19 protein-coding genes and 2 pseudogenes are annotated in these 22,129 nt (G+C 32.9%); 2 read left to right on the top strand and 19 right to left on the bottom strand.

Annotated features, from left to right (window positions below; genetic code table 11):
* Nucleotides 1-74 precede the first annotated feature (74 nt).
* From HMPREF2658_RS02975 to uvrC, 7 genes are all read right to left on the bottom strand, one after another.
* Nucleotides 75-578, bottom strand: coding sequence for a YfcE family phosphodiesterase (locus tag HMPREF2658_RS02975; protein WP_000049493.1), 504 nt, complete (start codon nucleotides 576-578; stop codon nucleotides 75-77).
* Nucleotides 571-1,158, bottom strand: a complete 588-nt coding sequence (locus tag HMPREF2658_RS02970) for an XTP/dITP diphosphatase (RefSeq protein WP_000659323.1) — start codon at nucleotides 1,156-1,158, stop codon at nucleotides 571-573. Before HMPREF2658_RS02970 ends, HMPREF2658_RS02975 begins: the two co-directional genes overlap by 8 nt.
* 11 nt (nucleotides 1,159-1,169) lie before the next feature.
* The gene (gene racE, locus HMPREF2658_RS02965) at nucleotides 1,170-1,970 is read right to left on the bottom strand and encodes a glutamate racemase (RefSeq protein ID WP_001039660.1); all 801 of its coding nucleotides are present in this window, start codon (nucleotides 1,968-1,970) and stop codon (nucleotides 1,170-1,172) included.
* A 239-nt stretch (nucleotides 1,971-2,209) separates the two neighbouring features.
* Nucleotides 2,210-3,025, bottom strand: coding sequence for a succinate dehydrogenase iron-sulfur subunit (gene sdhB, locus HMPREF2658_RS02960; RefSeq protein ID WP_000132057.1), 816 nt, complete (start codon nucleotides 3,023-3,025; stop codon nucleotides 2,210-2,212).
* Nucleotides 3,025-4,791 (bottom strand): succinate dehydrogenase flavoprotein subunit, encoded by a 1,767-nt coding sequence (sdhA, locus tag HMPREF2658_RS02955; RefSeq protein ID WP_000818278.1) that lies wholly within the window; start codon nucleotides 4,789-4,791, stop codon nucleotides 3,025-3,027. The genes sdhB and sdhA overlap by 1 nt, the downstream gene beginning before the upstream one ends.
* 51 nt (nucleotides 4,792-4,842) lie before the next feature.
* The gene (locus tag HMPREF2658_RS02950; protein ID WP_000079317.1) at nucleotides 4,843-5,457 is read right to left on the bottom strand and encodes a succinate dehydrogenase cytochrome b558 subunit; all 615 of its coding nucleotides are present in this window, start codon (nucleotides 5,455-5,457) and stop codon (nucleotides 4,843-4,845) included.
* Nucleotides 5,458-5,780: 323 nt separating this feature from the next.
* A complete protein-coding gene (uvrC, locus tag HMPREF2658_RS02945; protein WP_070854195.1) occupies nucleotides 5,781-7,562 on the bottom strand; it encodes an excinuclease ABC subunit UvrC in 1,782 nt (593 codons plus the stop codon).
* Between the two features lie 190 nt (nucleotides 7,563-7,752).
* Here uvrC and HMPREF2658_RS02940 point away from each other — a divergent pair, with 190 nt between their 5' ends.
* Entirely contained in the window at nucleotides 7,753-7,824 is a 72-nt protein-coding gene (locus tag HMPREF2658_RS02940) for a hypothetical protein (RefSeq protein ID WP_223200532.1), read from the top strand.
* 62 nt (nucleotides 7,825-7,886) lie between these two features.
* On the opposite strand, the gene trxA is transcribed toward HMPREF2658_RS02940, so the two are convergent.
* The 5 genes and pseudogenes from trxA to zapA all read right to left on the bottom strand — a co-directional run bounded on the left by trxA (nucleotide 7,887) and on the right by zapA (nucleotide 13,305).
* Entirely contained in the window at nucleotides 7,887-8,201 is a 315-nt protein-coding gene (gene trxA, locus HMPREF2658_RS02935) for a thioredoxin (RefSeq protein ID WP_001018928.1), read from the bottom strand.
* Between the two features lie 172 nt (nucleotides 8,202-8,373).
* Complete coding sequence (locus HMPREF2658_RS02930; RefSeq protein WP_070854194.1) at nucleotides 8,374-10,722, bottom strand: endonuclease MutS2; 2,349 nt, start codon at nucleotides 10,720-10,722, stop codon at nucleotides 8,374-8,376.
* A 9-nt stretch (nucleotides 10,723-10,731) separates the two neighbouring features.
* A complete protein-coding gene (polX, locus tag HMPREF2658_RS02925) occupies nucleotides 10,732-12,444 on the bottom strand; it encodes a DNA polymerase/3'-5' exonuclease PolX (protein WP_000161953.1) in 1,713 nt (570 codons plus the stop codon).
* Nucleotides 12,445-12,516: 72 nt separating this feature from the next.
* Nucleotides 12,517-13,038: a CvpA family protein gene (locus HMPREF2658_RS02920; protein WP_000582580.1), complete on the bottom strand. Its 522-nt coding sequence runs from the start codon at nucleotides 13,036-13,038 to the stop codon at nucleotides 12,517-12,519.
* 7 nt (nucleotides 13,039-13,045) lie between these two features.
* Nucleotides 13,046-13,305, bottom strand: a pseudogene (gene zapA, locus HMPREF2658_RS02915) (cell division protein ZapA).
* Between the two features lie 374 nt (nucleotides 13,306-13,679).
* Between zapA and rnhC the strand changes: the two are divergent.
* Entirely contained in the window at nucleotides 13,680-14,618 is a 939-nt protein-coding gene (gene rnhC / locus HMPREF2658_RS02910) for a ribonuclease HIII (protein WP_001284272.1), read from the top strand.
* A gap of 437 nt (nucleotides 14,619-15,055) precedes the next feature.
* Here the strand turns inward: rnhC and pheT are convergent, their stop codons facing one another.
* The 7 genes and pseudogenes from pheT to isdF all read right to left on the bottom strand — a co-directional run bounded on the left by pheT (nucleotide 15,056) and on the right by isdF (nucleotide 22,124).
* On the bottom strand, nucleotides 15,056-17,458 hold the full coding sequence (pheT, locus tag HMPREF2658_RS02905) for a phenylalanine--tRNA ligase subunit beta (protein WP_000908991.1): 2,403 nt from the start codon (nucleotides 17,456-17,458) through the stop codon (nucleotides 15,056-15,058).
* A complete protein-coding gene (gene pheS / locus HMPREF2658_RS02900) occupies nucleotides 17,458-18,516 on the bottom strand; it encodes a phenylalanine--tRNA ligase subunit alpha (RefSeq protein ID WP_000003566.1) in 1,059 nt (352 codons plus the stop codon). Before pheS ends, pheT begins: the two co-directional genes overlap by 1 nt.
* A gap of 379 nt (nucleotides 18,517-18,895) precedes the next feature.
* Nucleotides 18,896-19,636 (bottom strand): TrmH family RNA methyltransferase, encoded by a 741-nt coding sequence (locus HMPREF2658_RS02895; RefSeq protein ID WP_000435367.1) that lies wholly within the window; start codon nucleotides 19,634-19,636, stop codon nucleotides 18,896-18,898.
* 239 nt (nucleotides 19,637-19,875) lie between these two features.
* Nucleotides 19,876-19,984 (bottom strand): annotated as a pseudogene (locus tag HMPREF2658_RS02890) (hypothetical protein).
* A gap of 36 nt (nucleotides 19,985-20,020) precedes the next feature.
* Nucleotides 20,021-20,344, bottom strand: coding sequence for a staphylobilin-forming heme oxygenase IsdG (isdG, locus tag HMPREF2658_RS02885; RefSeq protein ID WP_000670950.1), 324 nt, complete (start codon nucleotides 20,342-20,344; stop codon nucleotides 20,021-20,023).
* 18 nt (nucleotides 20,345-20,362) lie between these two features.
* A complete protein-coding gene (gene srtB, locus HMPREF2658_RS02880) occupies nucleotides 20,363-21,097 on the bottom strand; it encodes a class B sortase (protein WP_001220701.1) in 735 nt (244 codons plus the stop codon).
* A gap of 61 nt (nucleotides 21,098-21,158) precedes the next feature.
* A complete protein-coding gene (isdF, locus tag HMPREF2658_RS02875) occupies nucleotides 21,159-22,124 on the bottom strand; it encodes a hemin ABC transporter permease protein IsdF (RefSeq protein WP_000594626.1) in 966 nt (321 codons plus the stop codon).
* Nucleotides 22,125-22,129 lie beyond the last annotated feature (5 nt).

Genomic DNA, 22,129 nt, shown 5'->3' with positions numbered 1-22,129 from the left:
TAAACAAACATTCATGTCACGACCTCCTAGTTAAATCAGTCTATAAATTAAAAAAAGCCATAGCTACTTTCTATTTAAAAAGTAGTATGACTTATTGTTTCGTGATGTCGATTTTTGAAATTGATGGTGCCATGTAAAGTTTGATCATCAATAATAACTTCAGCATATGTTTCTTCCATTGAACTTCTAGATTGAGATATACTTCCAGGATTAATAACATGAACACCATTAATATACTCATATTTTGCCACATGTGTATGTCCATAAAATGCAAACAAACAACCTAATTCACGTGCTTGCTCAGCTAATAAATGTCTTGTTCGATTGACTTGATATAAATGTCCATGAGTGTAAAATGCTTTCACATCATTACATTTTGCGACCGCTTCATTTTCAAATTCTGGGTAAAAATCACAATTGCCTTTTACCCTACGAAATAAGCTAAGTTCTGTATCATCATACTCAAATTCTGAATCGCCTAAATGCAAATACATATCAGCATCTGGGTGTGCCTCGTAAATTTGGTATAAAATGCCAGATTCAGTATGATTATCACTCACAACAATCCATTTAGACATTTTGATCACCCGCAAGATAAGCTTCTAATAAATTAATTGCATTTCGTCTATGGCTAATTTGACCTTTTTGTTCTTTAGAAAGTTGCGCCATGGTTCTATCTAATTTCGGTACATAAAATATCGGATCATATCCGAAACCATTTTCACCATATTTTCCATCTGCAATTTCACCTGAAACCGTACCTTTAAATACCTTAGTTTCCATATCAGGGCCACTCATACTTATGACACAAACAAATTGCGCACGACGATCAGTTGTATTACCAAGCTTATTTAATAATTTTTCAATATTTGCTTCATCGCTTTTATTTTCACCAGCATAACGTGCAGAGTATATACCTGGCTCACCATTTAATGCAAAAACTTCTAGTCCACTGTCATCAGCTATGACCGTTTTATTCAATGCTTTTGCAGCAGCTTCTGATTTTAATTTCGCATTTTCTTCGAATGTAACACCTGTCTCTTCTACATCAAAATCAGGTATCAATTCTGAAATGCCTATAACATGATAGTCGGGAAATATCACTTTAAAATCATTTATTTTTCCTTGATTATTCGATGCAATAACAATCTCTTTCATTAAAAATCCTCCTAGTCATTCACTGATATACGTTCCACATTGACAGATAAATTTAGCCACTCTTTGATAATGTTAGTAATATGTGTGGTATCACCTGTTGCAAAAAATCGATGATCTGGATGTTCAGTATAACTTGCATGTTCATTACTAAATGTTAGCAATGCACTAACTTCACGAGCTGTTTCTAATCCTGACGAAATCACTGTCTTTTTGCCACCAAAATAATCATAGATAGGTTTATAGAGCAATGGATAGTGGGTACATCCTAAAATGACAGTATCAGACTCACTATTACGCCAACGTTTCAGTGTTTGATGAATAACAATGCTTGTAATTGTTGGATCACTATATCTCATTTGTTCTACAAGTGGCACAAAACCTGGACAGGCAACGCCATGTACCTCTACATGTGGATTTATACGTTTAATATGCGTACGATATGCTTCAGATTTAATTGTGCCTTCCGTTCCTAGTACTAATACATTTTGATTTCTAGTCGTCATTATTGCTGTTCTAGCACCTGGTTCAATTACGCCAATCACTGGGATTGATAAGGTCTTTTGTAAATATTCTAAAGCTACAGCAGTTGCAGTATTACAAGCAATCACGAGCATTTTTATATCAAATTCCATTAATTTACGAGCGATTTCAACTGTATATTGTTTTACTTGTTCTCCTGGTCTTGGCCCATATGGACATCGCCCAATATCACCTAAGTAATAAATCGTCTCATTTGGCAACTGACGCATAATTTCTTTAGCTACTGTCAAACCTCCGACACCAGAGTCTATTACACCTATTGGTTTATTCATATTCGGTCATCCTTACTTTTAATTTAATTTTTAGTTTATCATAACTAAGCAATTGATTTTAGTATTATGCACTGTGTTTACTATTTTTGTCATTATAATATAATACTTATTTTAAATTAGCTCACTATCATATTGTCATGTAATGTAACTATAAAAAAATCCCTTCTAAGTTTTTGTGTATCTCCATTCAATTTAATTTTGAAAGGAACATAACATTTTAACTCAAAAGGGATTAATTTTTATTCTACTTCATGGTCTGAACCAAAGAATGATTTAAACATGTGGAATGTTGTTTCTCTGTTCATTGCTGCAATGGATGTTGTTAATGGAATACCTTTAGGGCAAGCATTAACACAGTTTTGTGAATTACCACACTGCTGTAAGCCACCTGTACCCATTAATGCATTTAAACGTTCATCTTTAGTCATAGATCCTGTTGGGTGCAAATTAAACAAACGAACTTGCGAGATTGCTTGCGCACCAACGAATTTATTATTTTCAGTAACATTAGGACAAACCTCTAAACACACACCACATGTCATACATTTAGATAATTCATAAGCTGTTTGACGTTTTTTCTCTGGCATACGTGGTCCCGGACCTAAATCATACGTTCCATCAATTGGGATCCATGCTTTCATACGTTTTAAGTTATCGAACATTCTAGAACGATCAACTTGTAAGTCACGGATAACTGGGAAAGTATTCATTGGCTCTAAACGAATAGGTTGTTCTAATTGATCAACAATCGCAGAACAAGATTGTCTTGCACGACCATTGATAACCATAGAACATGCTCCACATACTTCTTCTAAGCAGTTCATATCCCAGACAACAGGTGTTGTTTTTTCACCTTTAATATTAACTGGGTTACGTCTAATTTCCATTAAACATGCAATGACGTTTAAATTTTCACGATATGGAATTTCAAACGTTTCTTCATATGGTTTTGAGTCACTTGTATCTTGACGTTTAATAATTAATTTCACTGTTTTTTGCTTCGTTTTAGATTGCGTTTCATGTTGTGGCGTGTCTTTTACTGGTTGGTCAGTCATTATTTTTTACCCCCTTTAGACTTACTTGTGTAATCACGTTTACGAGGTGGTATTAAACTCACATCGACGTCATCATAAGTAAACTGTGGTTTTTCAAATGCACCTTGGAATGAGGCCATTGTTGTTTTTAACCACTCTTCGTCATTACGCTCTGGGAATTCTGGTTTATAATGGGCGCCACGTGATTCATTACGATTATATGCCCCAATCGTAATCACACGTGCAAGTACTAACATGTTCCATAATTGACGAGTAAAGAATACCGCTTGGTTACTCCAAGTTTGAGTATCTTCCATGTCAATATCTTCATAACGTTTCATCAATTCAACAATCTTTTTATCTGTTTCTAACAGTTTTTCATTTTCACGAACAACAGTTACATTTGCTGTCATAATTTCACCAAGTTCACGGTGTAATTTATATGCATTTTCTGTACCGCGCATAGCTAATAATTTATCAAAACGTTCTTGCTCTTCAGCTTTACGTTTTTCAAAAATACTTTCGTCCATATCAGTATATGATCGATCAATATTTGAAATATAATCAATCGCGTTTGGACCTGCTACTGTACCACCATAAATCGCTGATAACAATGAATTGGCACCTAAGCGGTTACCACCATGTTGAGAGAAGTCACATTCTCCAGCTGCAAATAACCCTTTAATATTTGTCATTTGATCATAATCTACATATAGACCACCCATTGAATAGTGGACAGCTGGGAAAATCTTCATTGGTACTTTGCGTGGGTCATCACCAGTGAATTTTTCATAAATTTCAATGATACCACCTAGTTTTACATCTAACTCATGTGGATCTTTATGTGACAAATCAAGATATACCATGTTTTCGCCATTAATACCTAATTTTTGATTAATACATACATCGAAAATTTCACGCGTTGCGATATCACGAGGCACTAAGTTACCATAATCAGGATATTTCTCTTCTAAGAAGTACCAAGGCTTACCATCTTTATATGTCCAAATTCGTCCACCTTCACCACGTGCTGATTCACTCATTAGTCGAAGTTTATCATCACCAGGGATTGCAGTAGGATGAATTTGAATGAACTCACCATTAGCATAAATAGCGCCTTGTTGGTAAACAATGGAAGCCGCTGATCCTGTATTAATCATTGAGTTTGTTGTTTTACCGAAAATAATACCAGGGCCACCCGTTGCCATAATAACTGCATCTGAACCAAATGTTTCAATCTCAGCAGTTGTCATATTTTGTGCAACGATACCTCTTGCACTATCATCATCACCTTTAACTATGCCAAGGAATTCCCATCCTTCATACTTCGTAACTAATCCATCTACTTCATATGCACGAACTTGTTCATCCAATGCATATAATAATTGTTGTCCAGTTGTTGCCCCTGCATATGCTGTTCTGTGGTGTAATGTACCACCGAAACGTCTAAAATCTAATAGACCTTCATTTGTTCTATTGAACATTACGCCCATACGGTCTAATAAATGAATAATTTTAGGTGCTGCCTCTGTCATCGCTTTAACAGGTGGTTGGTTTGCAAGGAAGTCGCCACCATACACTGTATCATCAAAGTGAATCCAAGGAGAATCGCCTTCCCCTTTAGTATTGACCGCACCATTAATGCCACCTTGGGCACAAACAGAGTGCGAACGTTTTACTGGTACAACCGAGAATAAATCTACATGTGCACCTTTTTCTGCCGCTTTAATTGTTGACATTAAGCCCGCTAGGCCACCTCCGACAACAATAAGATGTTTCTCTGCCATAAAAATGTCACTCCCCTAAATTTTCAATCTATTTTTGTTAAATGCGATGTATTACATAAAGGCAATAATTGCAGTAACACCAATATACGAAATAACTAAGAATACGATTAATGAAACCCATGTAAATACTCGTTGTGATTTTGGAGATTGTAGTCCTCCCCAAGTAACTAAGAATGACCATAAGCCATTTGCAAAGTGGAACACAACAGCAATAATACAAATAATATAAAATATTGCCCATCCAGGATGTTGCAATGTTTCGTGCATTAAATCGTAATTCACTTCTTTGCCGTAAAATGCTTTTTGTAAACGTGTTTGCCATAAATGGATACCAATAAAGATAAATGTTAAGATACCACTCACTCTTTGGAAGAAGAACATCCAGTTTCTAAAAATCGAGTAATGTCCAACATTTTCTTTTGCTGTAAATGCAATGTGTATACCAAACAAACCGTGATATAACAACGGAATGTATATAAATAAAAATTCTACAATAATTAGAAATGGTAATGATTCCATAAAGTTAGATGCCTTATTAAACGCTTCAGCACCTTGTGTTGCTTGGTGATTCACTAATAAATGAACGACCAAAAATGCACCTATTGGGATAATACCTAATAACGAGTGAATACGTCTTAGATAAAATTCATTTTTTGATTGAGCCAAAAGGAGTCCCCCCTGTGAACGAATATTTAATTTATTGAGCTATTTATATTAAACGTACGCTTAACCCCCTAAAGTGATATCGTTTCTAGCGTTGTCATTATCATTAAGCGAAACATTTTAAAGACAAATACACACTGCACGATCACCAAACTGCATGTCGAACAATGTAAAATTTGGATTCGATATTTAAGATTGCTTGTGATGATAAACTTTCTCATTTAGAAAACGCTTCCACGTACATTCAAAAAAATAACTTTGTTAACCATATTGTAACATTATTTCATATATTTTGGGGCATGAGAATGATTCTCACGCCCTGTAATTTATTTCTGCAATTGTTCATGTAGGTTCTTTGCAACGTTTTCAGGAATACCTAAATTTTTAAAATCTTCAAGTGTAGCCTCCTTCATTTTCTTGATTGAACCGAATGAACGCAATAATAATGTTTTACGTTTGCTACCGATACCATCTATATCATCAAGTATTGATTTCAAGCCGGTCTTTTGACGTGTTTGTCTATGAAAGGTGATTGCGAATCTGTGAACCTCATCTTGGATACGGTGCAACAAATAAAATGCTTGGCTATTTTTCTTCAGTGGTACAATTTCTGCACTAGCGCCATATAATAATTCAGATGTTTGGTGTTTATCATTTTTCTGCAAACCTGCAACAGGGATATCAAGACCTAATTCGTTTTGTAGCACATCAATAACCCCGTTCATATGTCCTTTACCACCATCTACTATTATTAAATCAGGTAATGGTAATCCTTCGTTTAAAACGCGAGAATATCGGCGTCTTACTACTTCTCTCATTGATTTGTAATCATCTGGACCTTTAACCGTTTTGATTTTATACTTTCTATAATTTTTCTTGTCTGGTTTACCGTCGATAAATGTAACCATTGCTGACACTGGATCCACACCTTGAATATTAGAATTATCGAATGCTTCAATTCTAATTGGTGTTTGAATTCCCATTTGTGTTCCAAGTTCTTCAATTGCTTTAATTGTTCTGGACTCATCACGTGATATTAATTCAAATTTATTATTTAAGGATACTTTAGCGTTATGTGCAGCTAGGTCAACCATCTCTTTTTTGGGACCTCGCGCGGGTTGAACGATTTTAGTGTCCACAACAGATTGAATCATTTCTTTATCCAAATTACGCGGCACATGAACTTCCTTAGGTAAAATATGTTGGTTTAAGCTATAAAATTGTCCAATAAATGTATAAAATTCTTCTTCTTCTGTTTGCTGTAATGGAATCATCGTTGTATCTCGTTTTATCATATTACCTTGTCGTATAAAGAAAACTTGGATACACATCCAGCCTTTATCAACACTATAACCAAAGACATCACGAATCGTTTTATCTGATGACATAATTTTTTGTTTATTAGTTAGATTTTGAATATGTTGAATTAAATCTCTATATTCTTTAGCCCGTTCAAAATCAAGTGATTCACTTGCAGTTAACATTCGCTCTTCTAAACTTTTTAAAATTGTTTTGTCTTCCCCATTCAGAAAATCAGTAATTTCCTTCGTCATTTGTGCGTATTTACTCAAATCAACGTCATATACACATGGTCCTAAACATTGTCCAATATGGTAATAAAGACATAATTTATCTGGCATCTTATCACATTTGCGATATGGATATATTCTGTCTAATAACTTTTTAGTTTCTTGAGCAGAATATGCATTCGGATACGGTCCGAAATATTTGCCAGTACCTTGTTTTACAGTTCTCGTCACTAGTAGTCTAGGATATTTTTCCTTTGTTATTTTAATAAATGGATAACTTTTATCATCTTTTAATAAAATGTTGTATCTAGGTTGATATTGTTTGATCAAATTTAATTCAAGTAATAATGACTCTGTTTCACTAGATGTGACAATAAATTCAAAATGCCGTATTTCTCCAACAAGTCTCGTTGTTTTAGCATCGTGTGCGCCCGTAAAATATGATCGTAATCGATTTCTTAATTTTTTAGCTTTCCCAACATATATCACTTGATCATTGCGGTCTTTCATTAAATAGCAACCCGGTTCCATAGGTACAACATTTAATTTATTTTTAATTCGTTGTTTATAATCTTCCAAACATATCCCCCCTTCTATTTTTAAAATGAATGATGGTACAAAAGTGCTTCAAGCTTATCACCACTAAATTCAAGTTCATAATCAACATCTTCAAGTATGATTTTGCATGCACATCGTGTAATATTGAACATTGTTTTATCAAACCAACTACTAGATGTCTATCAGCATGCTTGATTAACATTTAACGTTCATAGATTTATTAATCCCACCATACTCAAGTCGTAAACAATATGATGATTTATCATTCAACTTTTTATATTAAAAACACAAACAAAAACTGGAGCAATTCATTGAAGAAATGCCCCAGTCGTCATTGGTTGTAACTTATAAATGTTTATCTAAAACTTCAGCTAAGTTTTCTTTTGGTTGGAAACCAACAACTTTATCAACTGGTTGACCGTCTTTAAAGACGATTAATGTTGGAATACTCATCACTTCATATTTAGCTGCAGTTGATGGATTTTCATCAACATCTAATTTTAAAATGTCAGCTTTACCTTCATAGTCAGCTGCTAATTCTTCTAATACCGGAGCGATCATTTTACATGGACCACACCATGTTGCCCAAAAATCTACTAATTGTACACCAGATTCTACTTTTGAATCGAAATCTGCATCTGTTACTTTTACGATTGCCATAAATGCCAATCCTCCTTAATTATTATTATGATGTTCAAATTATATCAGATAACATGCTTCATGTATTTCTATTTGCTCAATTTTTATGCTTATTTCAAATAACATGTTTGAAATGTATTCTTGTTGCTTTACATTATTTTAACTGCAGCTAATTAATTTATCAAATTATAATTTATTTTAGTGTTGCAACGGTAACGCCAAATCCACCTTCACTTGGCATACCACCTCTAAAGTCACTAACACTTTTATGTTTTTTCAAATGTTTTTGTACACCTTTTTGAAGTGCACCTGTACCTTTACCATGAATGATATAAACTTGTTCGTAATTACTTAAAACGGCTTGATCTAAATATTGATCTAGTTCAATTAAAGCATCCTCATAACGATAGCCTCGTAAATCAAGTTCAGTTTTAATTGTTTGACGATTTTGACGTGTAACCATTTTCGTTGGCTTAACTTTTTCTTTTTGTTTTTTCTCTAAATCTTCAATAGGTAACTTCATTTTAATAATTCCCATTTGAACAATTGCTTCTTCGTCATTGACAATTTCTAAAACTTCACCTTTTTGACCGTAAGATAATACTTTTACTTCATCACCAGCAACAATTTTATCGTATTTTTGCTTTTGTACATTTTGCTTTATAGATTTCGCTTCATAATGATCATCTAATCGTTTCTTCTTATCGATCAATTCATGTTCTTTAACATCTGCACCTTTTTGTTCACGCAATTGTCTTAAATCTTTAATAATATCGTCAGCTTCTTTTGTTGCAGCTTTAATTTTCTGATTTGCTTTTTCTTTCGCTTCCTCTATTAGAGACTTTTCATAATTTTGGAATTGTTGATACTGCTTAGATAAATCATCATGCACTTGCTCCGCTTCTTTTACAAGACGGTCCAGTTCTAACCTCTGTGTCTCTACACGTTTGTAATTACGCTCTAATGATTCAATCATTTCATTTATTTCTTTTTCATCAGTACCAATCATCGTCTTAGCCTTATTTATAATGTTCAAACTAAGACCTAACTTTTTAGAAATGTCAAAAGCATTGGAACGACCTGGTACTCCCATTAACAATTTATATGTTGGGCTTAATGTATCTACATCAAATTCTACACTCGCATTCATAACGCCTTCTCGATTATAACTATATGCTTTAAGTTCAGGATAGTGCGTCGTTGCCATTACTAGAGAACCAATTTTTCTAACATGATCTAAAATGCTCATTGCTAAGGCAGCACCTTCACTTGGATCTGTACCTGCACCTAATTCATCAAATAAAACTAAACTATGTTTGTCTGCATGCTTTAAAATTTCAACTATATTCGTCATATGAGATGAAAAAGTTGATAATGATTGTTCTATTGATTGTTCATCTCCGATATCGCAATATACATTTTTAAATACACTTAACTGACTACCATCAAGTGTTGGAATCAACAATCCTGATTGAGCCATAACAATAATTAAACCTAATGTTTTTAATGTTACTGTTTTACCACCTGTATTCGGTCCTGTAATAATTAACGTTTCAATATCTTCCATAAATTCGATGGTATTAGCTACAACAGTCTCACGATTTAATAATGGATGGTATGCTTTAGGTAAATATACAGTACGGTCCTCTTTAAATATCGGCTTTGTTCCTTTAATACTTCTACTATATCTCGCTTTTGCGATTAAAAAATCTAACTGACCCATGACTTGTTCTGCCACAAGTAGTGCATCTTTGTCCGCAGCCACATAACCAGTTAGTTGCGTTAAAATGCGTTCTTTTTCAATTGCTTCATCATGACGTAATCGACTAATTTGATTATTCATTTCAACAACTGATGATGGCTCAATATAAAATGTTTGTCCTGAAGCAGATTGATCATGTACAATCCCATTAAAATCTTGTCGATATTCAGCTTTGACAGGTATAACGTTTCTTTCATTCCTAACTGTTACAATAGCATCTGATAATTTTTTCTGATTTGCTTGGCTTTTAACAATACGGTCCAAATTTTGTCTAATACGTTGATTCGTGCTAGAAATTTTACTTCTAATCCCTTGCAATTCGTAACTCGCATTATCATATAAATCATACGTATCGCATGTTTCATTTATTTGTTGAAAAAGATCGGTTAACACAGGTAATTGATTCATCTTGTCATCTAATATTGGGTATTTAACACCTTCATCTTCTTCAACCAATTGATTATAAAATGTCTTAAATTGATTTTGTACTTGAATTAATCTTTTTATCAAGTTAAGCTCTGATACATTTAAAACGCCGCCAATATCAGCGCGATGAATGAATGCTGATACTTTAGATAAGCCACTCAAGCTTGGTAAACGATGCTTATTATAAATTTGAGCAATCTCATCCGTTTCTTCCATTTGAAAAACAACCGTTTCAAAATTAGTAGCTGGCATCATTTGATTGACCTTTTCCAAGCCTAAGTCACTAATAGTTTCATTGGCAACGAGTGATTTTATTTTTTCAAATTCTAAGACGTCTAATGTTTTTTGTCTCATAAAATCCCTCTATTTCTTAAGTTTTATATTATTTTCAATAAAGTCTTTAAAAGCTTCACGCGATAATGCGTTAATCACTCTATCTTTTGTTACAAATCCTTTTTGCGCAGTTGCTACGCCATAATTCATAAAATCTAAATGATTTGTATGATGCGCATCAGTGTTAATAGTTAATTTCACATTTGGATATTTACGAACGATATCAGCGTTCAGATCCAGTCTATGTGGATTGGCATTAATTTCTAATACTGTATTCGTTTCTTCAGCTAATGCCATTAATTGTTCAATATTCGGTTTATAACCATCTCTTCTACCTATAATACGCCCTGTTGGATGCGCTATATGTCGCACGTATGGATTGCGACATGCATTAGCTAATCGTTCCATAATTTGTTCTTCTGATTGGTTAAAGCTTTGATGAATAGCTCCAATTACATAATCAAGTTGTGCTAAAATTTCATCATCATAATCCAGCGAGCCATCAGGTAATATATCCATTTCTGTACCTGAATAAATATCAATTTCACTATATTCTTTATCTAACGCTTTAATTTCTTCGTTTTGTCTTAAAAGTCTTTCTACTTGTAAGCCATTAGCAACACGTAAACTTTGTGAATGATCAGTAATTACCATGAATTTATAACCTTTTGCGATATTTGCTTCTACCATGTCTCGAATAGAAAACGCACCATCACTATACGTTGTATGCATATGAATATCTCCATTAATATCATCTAATGTAATGATATTACTTAGATCTTTATCAAATTCGCTACCATCTTCTCGCATAGCAGGTGGTATAAAATTCACATTAAAATGTTCATATATTTTGGCTTCACTATCATATTGAATTAATGTACCATCAGCTTGTTCAATTCCATATTCACTTACTTTTTCATCACGTGCTTTAGCAAGTTGTCGAATTCTTATATTATGTTCTTTTGACCCAGTAAAATGCTGCAATGTATGATAAAAAGCACTTGGTTCAATTAATCGAAAATCGACACCAATCGTTTCATCATCATACGCTAATTCTAATGAAACTTTTGTGTTCCCCACTGCAACTTCTTTTACTTTATTAGGAATATTTAATAATTGTTGCTGCACTGCTTTTGGGTTATCGGTACTTATTATGAAATCTAAATCTTTGCTCATTTCTTTAAAACGACGGAAGCTTCCTGCAGATGAATATTGATCGATATAATTTAATGTATCTATATAATCAATGATTTCTTGATTAAGCCTTCTCATTTGATCAATTGGATAACTGTCTTTTTTGGCACCCATTTGTTTCACAGCTTCTAAAATGTTTTGTTCGGTTTTCTTAGCAAAACCGCTTAATTCACTAACTTTTCCATTTTCACAAGCAACCTGTAAACTTTCTTTATCAACGATATTTAATTCTTTATATAATTTGGCAATTTTTTTACTACCAAGTCCTTGAATTTTCAATAGAGGAATCAATCCTGCTGGTACTTCCTCCTGCAATTGTTGTAAATATTGTGATTCTCCAGTATTTCGATAATCATTAATAACTTCTGCAACACCTTTGCCGATACCTTTTAATTCCGTTACATCAGAAATATCTTCTAATGGGCGTTCGTCTAATTCAAGACTTTGCGCCGCTTTTCGATACGCTGATATTTTAAAAGTATTTTCCCCTTTTAATTCCATATAAGTAGCAATTTGTTCTAATAGTTTGATAACATCTTTTTTTGTCATAATAACACTCCATAAAAAGAAGACCAGGACGTATCATTAATATATACCTTTGTCCTGACCTCTTATGATAATTTATAAATTAATGGTGAAAGCCGATAAATATGGGATGTGAAAAATCAATGAATGACTCACAATAGATATTTTAAGCTGATGTTGTAATGCTTCGTTAGGATATAATGCCAATAGATATAATGTAAAGTGTAAGACAATTATCGTCATAAACACACCAACTATCATTCCCATTGCACGACTGAAAATATGAATGTTTTGATACGCTATTATTTTATCAAAAGTTACGATAATTAGATATAAAATGAACTTACAAAACAATGTAATCATTAAAAAAGCTACAATCGCTTCAAATCGATGTTGTAGATGATTAAAATGAAACGCAAAAGTTGTATTAAATGCTGTTGTTTTAGGATATGGAATAAATACAATTAATCTTTCTACAATAGATTTGTAAAATTGACTGGCAATCCCCAATGATACAATCGTTGCACTCAAATGTATCATAGATAACCAAAAACCTCGTCTGAATCCAACGATGACAAAATACACAAAGAAAATGATTATGATAAAATCAATGATCATTTATTGCTCACGCTGCTGCAATTTGTGAATTTGTTGTTTCAAACGTCGATTTTCTTCTTCTAGTAGTACTTTTTCATGCATAATATTCACTGCAGTTAGTATTGCTTTTCTTGAAGTATCTAAACCTGCTGCTTTATACCCTAATTCTTTTATTTTACCATCAACTAAATGTGCTACATATCGTATGTGCTCTGGGTTATCTTCCCCAACAATTGTAAAAAGCTGATCATTAATTGATACATTTACCTTGTTTTTAAACTGTGCCATTTATAATTTCTCCTGATCCTTTTTTTAAAATCTAAATTCACGTTATAAAATATGACTGGATAGTTTATCTGAATTTGATACTAATATTGTTATATTGCAATTATGATAAAACAACAACACAATCTCTATAGATGACTTAATGTTCTTTTTATAATGAAATGAAATAATGTAAAGAATTTTCTATTCAATACTTTATCATGTTTAAATTGTGTCACTATAACATTTTCATAAACATTATACATGACCACTATGTATTTTGTAAGTATCCGCAATTAATTCTTTACAACATATATAAATGTTTCTGACGTTATTATCATTTATGATATGATTATTTTTGCTAATGATAATGAAATTATATGAAAGGATTTACACAAATGGCGAATATCGTTTTTAAATTGTCGGATAAAGACATAACGACATTAATGTCACGCATTTCTTTTGATACTGAGAATTTACCTCAAGGTATGAAAGCACGTGCAAAGTATCAAAATACAACCGTAAATATTTACCAATCAGGTAAAGTCATGTTTCAAGGTAATCATGCAGAAGCTGTGTCTCAAGAACTTCTACCGCAGAATTCTCAATTGAATACTAATAAAACTAAAAAGAAAAATATGGCTAATTCTTTTCTTGAACAAACTTTAATGTATGATCAATTTAACTGTATTGGTAGTGATGAAGCTGGAAGTGGCGATTACTTTGGTCCATTGACTGTATGTGCTGCTTTCGTTACCAAAGAGCATGTCCCTATTTTAAAAACTTTGGGTGTAGATGATTCAAAAAAATTAACTGATACCAAAATTGTAGATCTTGCTGAGCAATTGGTTACTTTCATCCCACATTCACTATTAACACTACACAATGAAAAATATAATATTCAGCAAGCAAAAGGCTGGACTCAAGTCAAAATGAAAGCTGTTCTTCATAATGAAGCAATTAAGAATGTCCTTGAAAAAATTGATTCGTCTCAATTGGATTATATTGTGATTGACCAGTTCGCAAAACGCGAAGTGTATAGCCATTATGCATTATCCGATATACCACTTCCAAAGAAAACAAAATTTGAAACAAAAGGAGAATCGAAGTCATTAGCCATTGCAGTGGCAAGCATAATTTCTAGATACGCATTTGTTACATATATGGATCAAATATCAAAAAATATTAATATGACAATTCCTAAAGGTGCCGGTGCTAAAGTCGATGTAATCGCCGCCAAAATTATAAAAAAATACGGTATTTCACGTTTAGATACCATTTCAAAAAAGCATTTTAAAAATCGTGAAAAAGCCCAAAAAATTTTAAAGCCTCTTTGATTTATAATCATTAGAGGCTTTTATGCAGTTGTGCAAAGCATCAACTGTAATCCGCTGTGCCTCTTTGATTTATAAATGAAATGGATCCTAATAGGAAATCCTAATAGGTGATTCTATTAGGTAAGTCATACTAATTTGCTTTGCTCATAAGTATGACTTTATATGCAGTTGTGCGAAGCATCATCTGTATTCTGCTGTTCCTCTTTGATTTATAAATGAAATGGAACCTAATAGGTGATCCTATTAGGTGAGTCATACTAATTTGCTTTACTCAAATGTATGACTTTATATGCAGTGATGCAATCCATCATCTGTATTCCACTGTTTCTCTTTGACTTTTTAAATGAATCGGAACCTAATAGGTGAATCCAAAAATAAAACCCCATGTTAAGGATATCAATCTACTTCAGATATCCTAATACATGGGGTTTAAATCATTATCTAATAACAGCACCTTGTTTAATTAATGCTGCTTCAATTTCCGCTTGTACTTTTGAAACGCGTTCATCTGTCAATGTTTCTTCTGTGTCTAAATAATTCAAACGTATTGCAATTGATTTTTTACCTTTTTCTAAATGTTCGCCCTGATATACATCAAAGACAAGTGTATCTTTTAATATATTACCACCGTGTGCATGAATCGTTGATAATAAATCAGCTGCTGGAATATTTTGATTTACTTCTAATGCAATGTCACGAGACATGCCTGGGAATCTCGGAATTGGCTGGTAATTAATGTAACCTACCGACACAGCCATTAATGCATCAAAATTCAACTCAAAAACATACGTACGTTTTAAATCATTATCAGCTGCTAATGTTGGATGTAATTCACCAATAAAACCAACAACTTTATTCTCTAATAAGATTTCAGCTGTACGACCTGGGTGTAATCCATCAATATCAGCACGACGATAACTGAATTCAAGGTTTAACTTTTCAGCTACTCGATCCACGACACCTTTTGCTAAATAGAAATCAACCGTTTCTTTCTTACCTTGCCATTGATTGACTACATAATCTCCAGTTAAAATACCACTTAAATATTCAACTTGATCTGGTAGTTCACCTTCACCATTAGCAAAGAAGACATTGCCGATTTCAAATAATTTTACATCTTTATTTTTGCGTGCCACATTATATGATGCCGCTTCGATTAAATGTGGTAATAAACTTTGACGTAATGACGCATGCGCTTCACTCATTGGCATCAATAAATCAATTGTTTGACGCTGTTGCATCGCAAATGCAGTAGCATCTTCTTTAGAAACTAACGAATACGTAATAGCTTGGTCTAATCCAGCACCTTCTAACACTTCTTTAACCATTCTCGTTTTATATTGGCGATCAGTTAGCTGACCACTAGTAACTTTTTCGAAGACAGGTAACGTTGATGGAATATCGTCGTATCCATATATACGTGCAACTTCTTCAATTAAATCTTCTTTAATTGTAATATCTTTACGACGTGATGGTACTTGCACCGTAATAACATCATCATTTATTTCTGTATCAAACCCTAGTTGATTAAAAATAGTAACAATATCATTTTGTGACAAATCAAATCCAATAGTGCGATTAATTTTATCAGCAGTGATGTCGATTGGTGTAATAAATGCACCAAGTTCTCCTGAAGATACTCTATCTTTTAGCACTTTTCCGTTTGCATAAGTTTGTAATAAATAACATGCACGGTCGACTGCTTCATCTACAAATTCAGTAGCTATTCCTTTTTCAAAACGACTAGATGATTCACTGCGTAAATTTAAACGTCTTGATGTATGACGAATGGAAACAGAATCAAAAATAGCACCTTCAATAACTATATTTGATGTATGTTCTTTAACCTCTGAAAAATCGCCACCCATAACACCAGCTAATGCAATTGGAGTTTGTCCATTAGTAATGACAATATCGCTCGTTAATAATTCACGTTCTGTATCATCTAATGTTGTCATTTTTTCGCCTTCATTAGCTTGACGAACAACAATTTGTTGTGAACCAATCGCATCTTGATCAAACATGTGCAATGGTTGACCGTATTCTAATAACACATAATTTGAAATGTCGACAACATTATTAATAGGACGTATACCTGCTTTTATTAAGCGTGCTTGCATCCAAATTGGCGAGGGTTCAATTGTCACGTCGTGAACAACACGTGCACTATAATATGGTACTTTATCTTCATTTTCAATTGTCACAGTTAGTTCATCATTTGCAGATAACTCAAGCTCATTTGATGTTGTCTCTGGCTTAGTCATTTTTGTATTATATAATGCTGCAACTTCATAAGCAGTACCTATCATACTTAAGGCATCAGCACGATTCGGCGTTAAATCAAATTCCATTACTTGATCATCTAAATATAAAGCTTGTAAGGCATCTGTTCCTGGAACTTGGGATTCACTAAATACATAAATGCCTGATTCAAAACTTTTCGGTATATAATTACTTGAAATACCAATTTCTTGTAACGAACAAATCATACCTTCTGAACGTTCACCGCGTAATTTGGCACGTTTAATTTTAATACCACCAGGCAATCTTCCACCTACTTTAGCAACAATGACATATTGTCCTGCATCAACGTTCGGTGCACCACATACGATTTGTACAGGTTCGTCTTCTCCGATATCAACTTGGCAAACATTTAATTTATCAGCATCAGGATGTTTCTCTTTTGACTTAACGAAGCCGACAACTAAATTTTTGATATCTTTTGTGTAGTCAATTAAATCATCCACTTCAATACCTGTGCGCGTAATACGTTCTGCCAAATTACTTACAGAATCATCGATTGTTACATATTCTTTCAACCATTCATTTGATATCAACATTACATGTCACCTCTATCTTCTACCGCTTTAAATTGATCTAAAAATCTCACATCATTAGTATAGAAATGACGAATATCTTCTATACCATATTTCAACATTGCAATACGGTCTGGTCCCATTCCAAATGCAAATCCAGAGTACTCTGAAGAATCAAAACCAGCCATTTCTAATACATTAGGATGTACCATTCCAGCACCTAAAATTTCAATCCATCCTGTGTGTTTACACACATTACAACCTTTTCCTTTACATTTAAAACATGACACATCAACTTCAACAGAAGGTTCAGTGAATGGGAAGTAACTTGGACGTAAACGAATTTCACGATCAGCACCAAATAATTTCTTAGCTAACAATTCTAAAGTACCTTTCAAATCACTCATTTTAACGTTTTTATCAACAACTAATCCTTCAATTTGTGTAAATTGATGACTATGTGTCGCATCATCAGAGTCACGACGATACACTTTACCAGGGCAAATAATTTTAACTGGACCTTGACCATGACGTGATTCCATCGTACGTGCTTGCACTGGTGATGTATGCGTACGTAATAAAATTTCATCTGTAATATAGAAACTATCTTGCATATCACGTGCAGGGTGTGATTTAGGCAAATTCAGCATTTCGAAGTTATAATGATCTTGTTCAACTTCATATCCATTCACAATTTCATAACCTAAACCTAAGAATAAGTCTTCAATTTCTTCTATTGTACGTGTTAATGGATGCTTTGAACCGATTTCAATATGACGACCTGGTAATGATACATCAATTGTTTCTTCAGCCAATTGCTTATTTAATTTTTCTTTAACTAACATCTGTTGTCTTTCATCTAATTCATTTTGAATTGTTTGACGCAATTCATTCACTTTTTGACCAAATGCAGGTTTCTCTTCATTCGGCAAATCCTTCATCAATTTCATTAGTCCGCTAACTGACCCTTTTTTACCTAAGTATTTCACTTTAACTTCTTGCAGTGCACGTTCATCATTTGCTTCATTAATATCTACAAGCGCTTGTTGTTTTAACTCTGACATAGTTTGTTGTTCAGACATATGTCACTGACCTCCCTATTCGAACTCTTCATTTTCTGTTTATCATATTTGTTGTTTAACTAAAAAATGACTTTCATCCTCTTAAAAATAAGGGACGAAAGTCATTTCCGTGGTACCACCCAAATTTATGCCTAAGCATACACTTGTTTAATATTGATAACGGATTGTCTTTCCGACTTAAATCTCTTTAAGTAACCAAAAAGGTGAAAAGACTTTAAATAATTGGAATAACTTGCAGTCACGATTATTCTCCCTAAAACAATTATTTATATAAATGTCCATGCCTTTTTATTGGTTTATATTCAATTGTGTATGCAATCACGTAGAAATGTTCTGTTAAACAATTAATTATAATTATATCGGAAAACTTTCAACATGGTCAACCTTTCAAATGATAAAGTAAAATACTACCTGCAATCGCTACATTTAAACTTTCAGCTTTACCATAAATAGGTATGATTAAATTTTGTGTAGTATGTGCTAATAATTCAGGGTTAACACCTTCTCCCTCATTACCTAATAGTAATGCAAAAGAATCACTTGAAGTAACTTCTTTATATGCCACTGCGTTTTCAAGTGCTGTACCATAAACAGGACCATTAAATTGAGTAATAAACGTATCGAGATCTTGTGTCATAACTGGCAAATGAAAAACACTACCTTGACTCGCTCGCAACACTTTATCTTGATAAGGATCTGTCGTACCCTTCTCCATTATTACAGCATCCATTCCAGCAGCATCCGCAGTTCTAATTAATGTGCCTAAATTTCCAGGATCTTGAACACGATCGATAAGCAATACTTGTTGTGCTTTAGAAATATCATATTGTGGCTTCTCAATGATTGCGAAAAACCCTTGTGGTGTCACTGTACCTGATAAAGATTCAGCAACTTTCATGTTTATTTCAAAAACTTCTTGCGCGTATGCGATAATTTGCTGATCTAATCTTGCCGGTTCAATGGCAAATAATTGTGTAATTACAATCTCACTTTGATAAGCTTCTTCAATTAAATGCACACCTTCAATTAAAGCTAATCCAGTTTTATCCCTTTCACGTTTCTTTTTTAGCTTGTTCGCTTGTTTAATTCTATTATTTTGTGCAGAAGTAATTTGTTCCATAGATAGCTCCTCACTTTATTTTTAAAAATAAAAATATTAATCATTAATAAGATGAAAACATTTGATTGTATAGTTAATATTAATTAATCGATTTTATCACTCATATTATTTCAAATTGTATAAATTTCTTTTATCGATACTACTACTATAAATCATACGCCCCAAAATATCATTATTAATTCTTTTCTTCTTCAAAATAAATCAAAATCATATAATTGATGATTATTTTCAAAACACATTCAAATCAAACTACGTTTTAGCAATTTGTTGTTAGCATGTTTGTGTTCATTAAAAAAAACGACCATCATCAGTATCATGTATGGTCGTTACAAAAGTTAACAATACCAATTGTCATAACAAGTACTGCAACCTCTTTAAATTCAATTATTTCATGTAACTATAGCCTATATCATATGTAATTACTTTGTTATTGATAATCGGGCTACTTTCATCTTCATTTTTACTTCTAACATGTTTATGTGCTGCTTTAAAGACATCAGATTTTAACCAATCCGTAAAAGCTTGTTTTGATTTCCAAACTGTTAAAATTTTCACTTCATCAAAATCTTCTTGTTCTAAAGTTTGTGTTACAAACATGCCATCAAAGCCTTCTAATGTTTCAATCCCATGTCTCGTGTAAAATCGTTCTATAATATCTTTTGCTGTTCCTTTTGTTAACGTCAGCCTATTTTCCGCCATAAATTTCATAATTATCCTCTTTTCTGTTTAACTTACCTTAATTATTTTTGCGACAACAACAATTCTTTTCGTTGTTTCACTATATGCATCTTCGCACGTTGATAAAGTCATTATTTTATCTTTTACCGTTACATTAACATCTGAATTAATCACAGATTTACGTTTTGTCTCATCTAAAAATTGTTGATAATCTTGATCATTTTCAAAATCTGTACGTATGTAATTATCTTTAGTAGTAGTTTTATATGCACTAAATACTTGCAATTGATATTTACCATATTTATTGTCAAATTCAATTATCTTGTGTTTTTCATAAAATGATTGCTTTAAATAATCTTCTAACACATCAAACATCGTATTATCACCGACATGGTGTCCGTATATAATAGTATTATGATTTAAATTCTTCAATTCATTTCTAAAATCCATAAAAATACTACCTTTACGTCGATGTTCTCGCTCAAAATCTAAATTTAAATAATCATGATTTGTCTTACCTTGTAGTACTGGATAATTTAATGATGTTCCTGATAATTTTATCCATCCAACAATGTCTTTATTGATTTTTTCAAGTGATTCAAATTGTGGTCTCACATGTGCTTGATGTTTGCTCATCAGCATTTGAAATTTTTGTTGTAATTTCTCATAATTTGCGCGTTCTTGCTTGTCTTCCATATATGTTTGAACAATTTTGTAACCAAAAATGATAATAATTACAACCAATAAAATTTGTACAATAGTTAAAAATCGCTTTATTCTCATAAAAATCCTCTTTTATTAACGACGTTTCTTCAGTCACTACTAAACCAGTTGTTGTACCGTTTTATATTCGATTTCGTTGACTTTGACAAATTAAGTAAATTAGCATTGGACCACCGACAATCATTAAAATAGCATTGGCTGGAATTTCTAAAGGAGGCTGTATCACTCGTCCTAATAAATCAGCCACTAACAATAGCCATGCACCAATAACTGTAGAAAACGGAATAAGTACTCTGTAATTGCCCCCAATTAGCTTTCTAACCACATGTGGCACAATAATACCTAAAAAGGCTAGTTGTCCAACAATCGCAACAGTTGCACTTGCTAAAAATACTGCTAATAAACCTGTTAGCCATCTGTAACGATCAATATTAAAACCGATACTTCTCGCTTGTACGTCATCTAAATTTAGTAAATTCAATTTAGGAGACAATAGTAATGTTAATATTAATCCCAATAATGCTGATACTGCTAATATGTATACGTCGCTCCATATTTTCATTGTTAAGCCTTGAGGAATTTTCATTAAAGGGTTTTGAGTTAAAATTTCTAAAACACCATTTAATAATACGAATAACGCAACGCCTACTAATATCATACTTACAGCATTGAATCTAAATTTAGAATGCAACAATATAATTATTAAAAATGGTATTAAACCACCAATAAAACTTAATAATGGTAAGTAAAAGTACAATTGTGGAATAAACAACATACAAAGTGCTCTCATTATAAGTGCACCTGATGAAACGCCAATGATATTCGCCTCTGCCAAAGGATTTTGTAGTGCTGCTTGTAATAATGCTCCAGAAACTGCTAACATTGCGCCAACCATCAATGCAATTAATATACGTGGTAATCGCAAATCAATGATTGAATCCACTGCTTCATTGCTACCAGTTGTAAATTTTGTAATTAGGTCATTAAATGACAATTTAATTGTACCGGTTACAAACGAAATATAAGCTGTTGCGATTAAAATGACTAACAAACATAAAAATAGTAGTTTCTTGTTATTTTTTATCATCATAT

It is taken from the genome of Staphylococcus sp. HMSC062H10 (assembly GCF_001836945.1).
GTDB lineage: Bacteria > Bacillota > Bacilli > Staphylococcales > Staphylococcaceae > Staphylococcus > Staphylococcus aureus.
The sequence above is the reverse complement of the archived record's forward strand: the minus strand, read 5'-3'. Positions and strand labels throughout refer to the sequence as shown.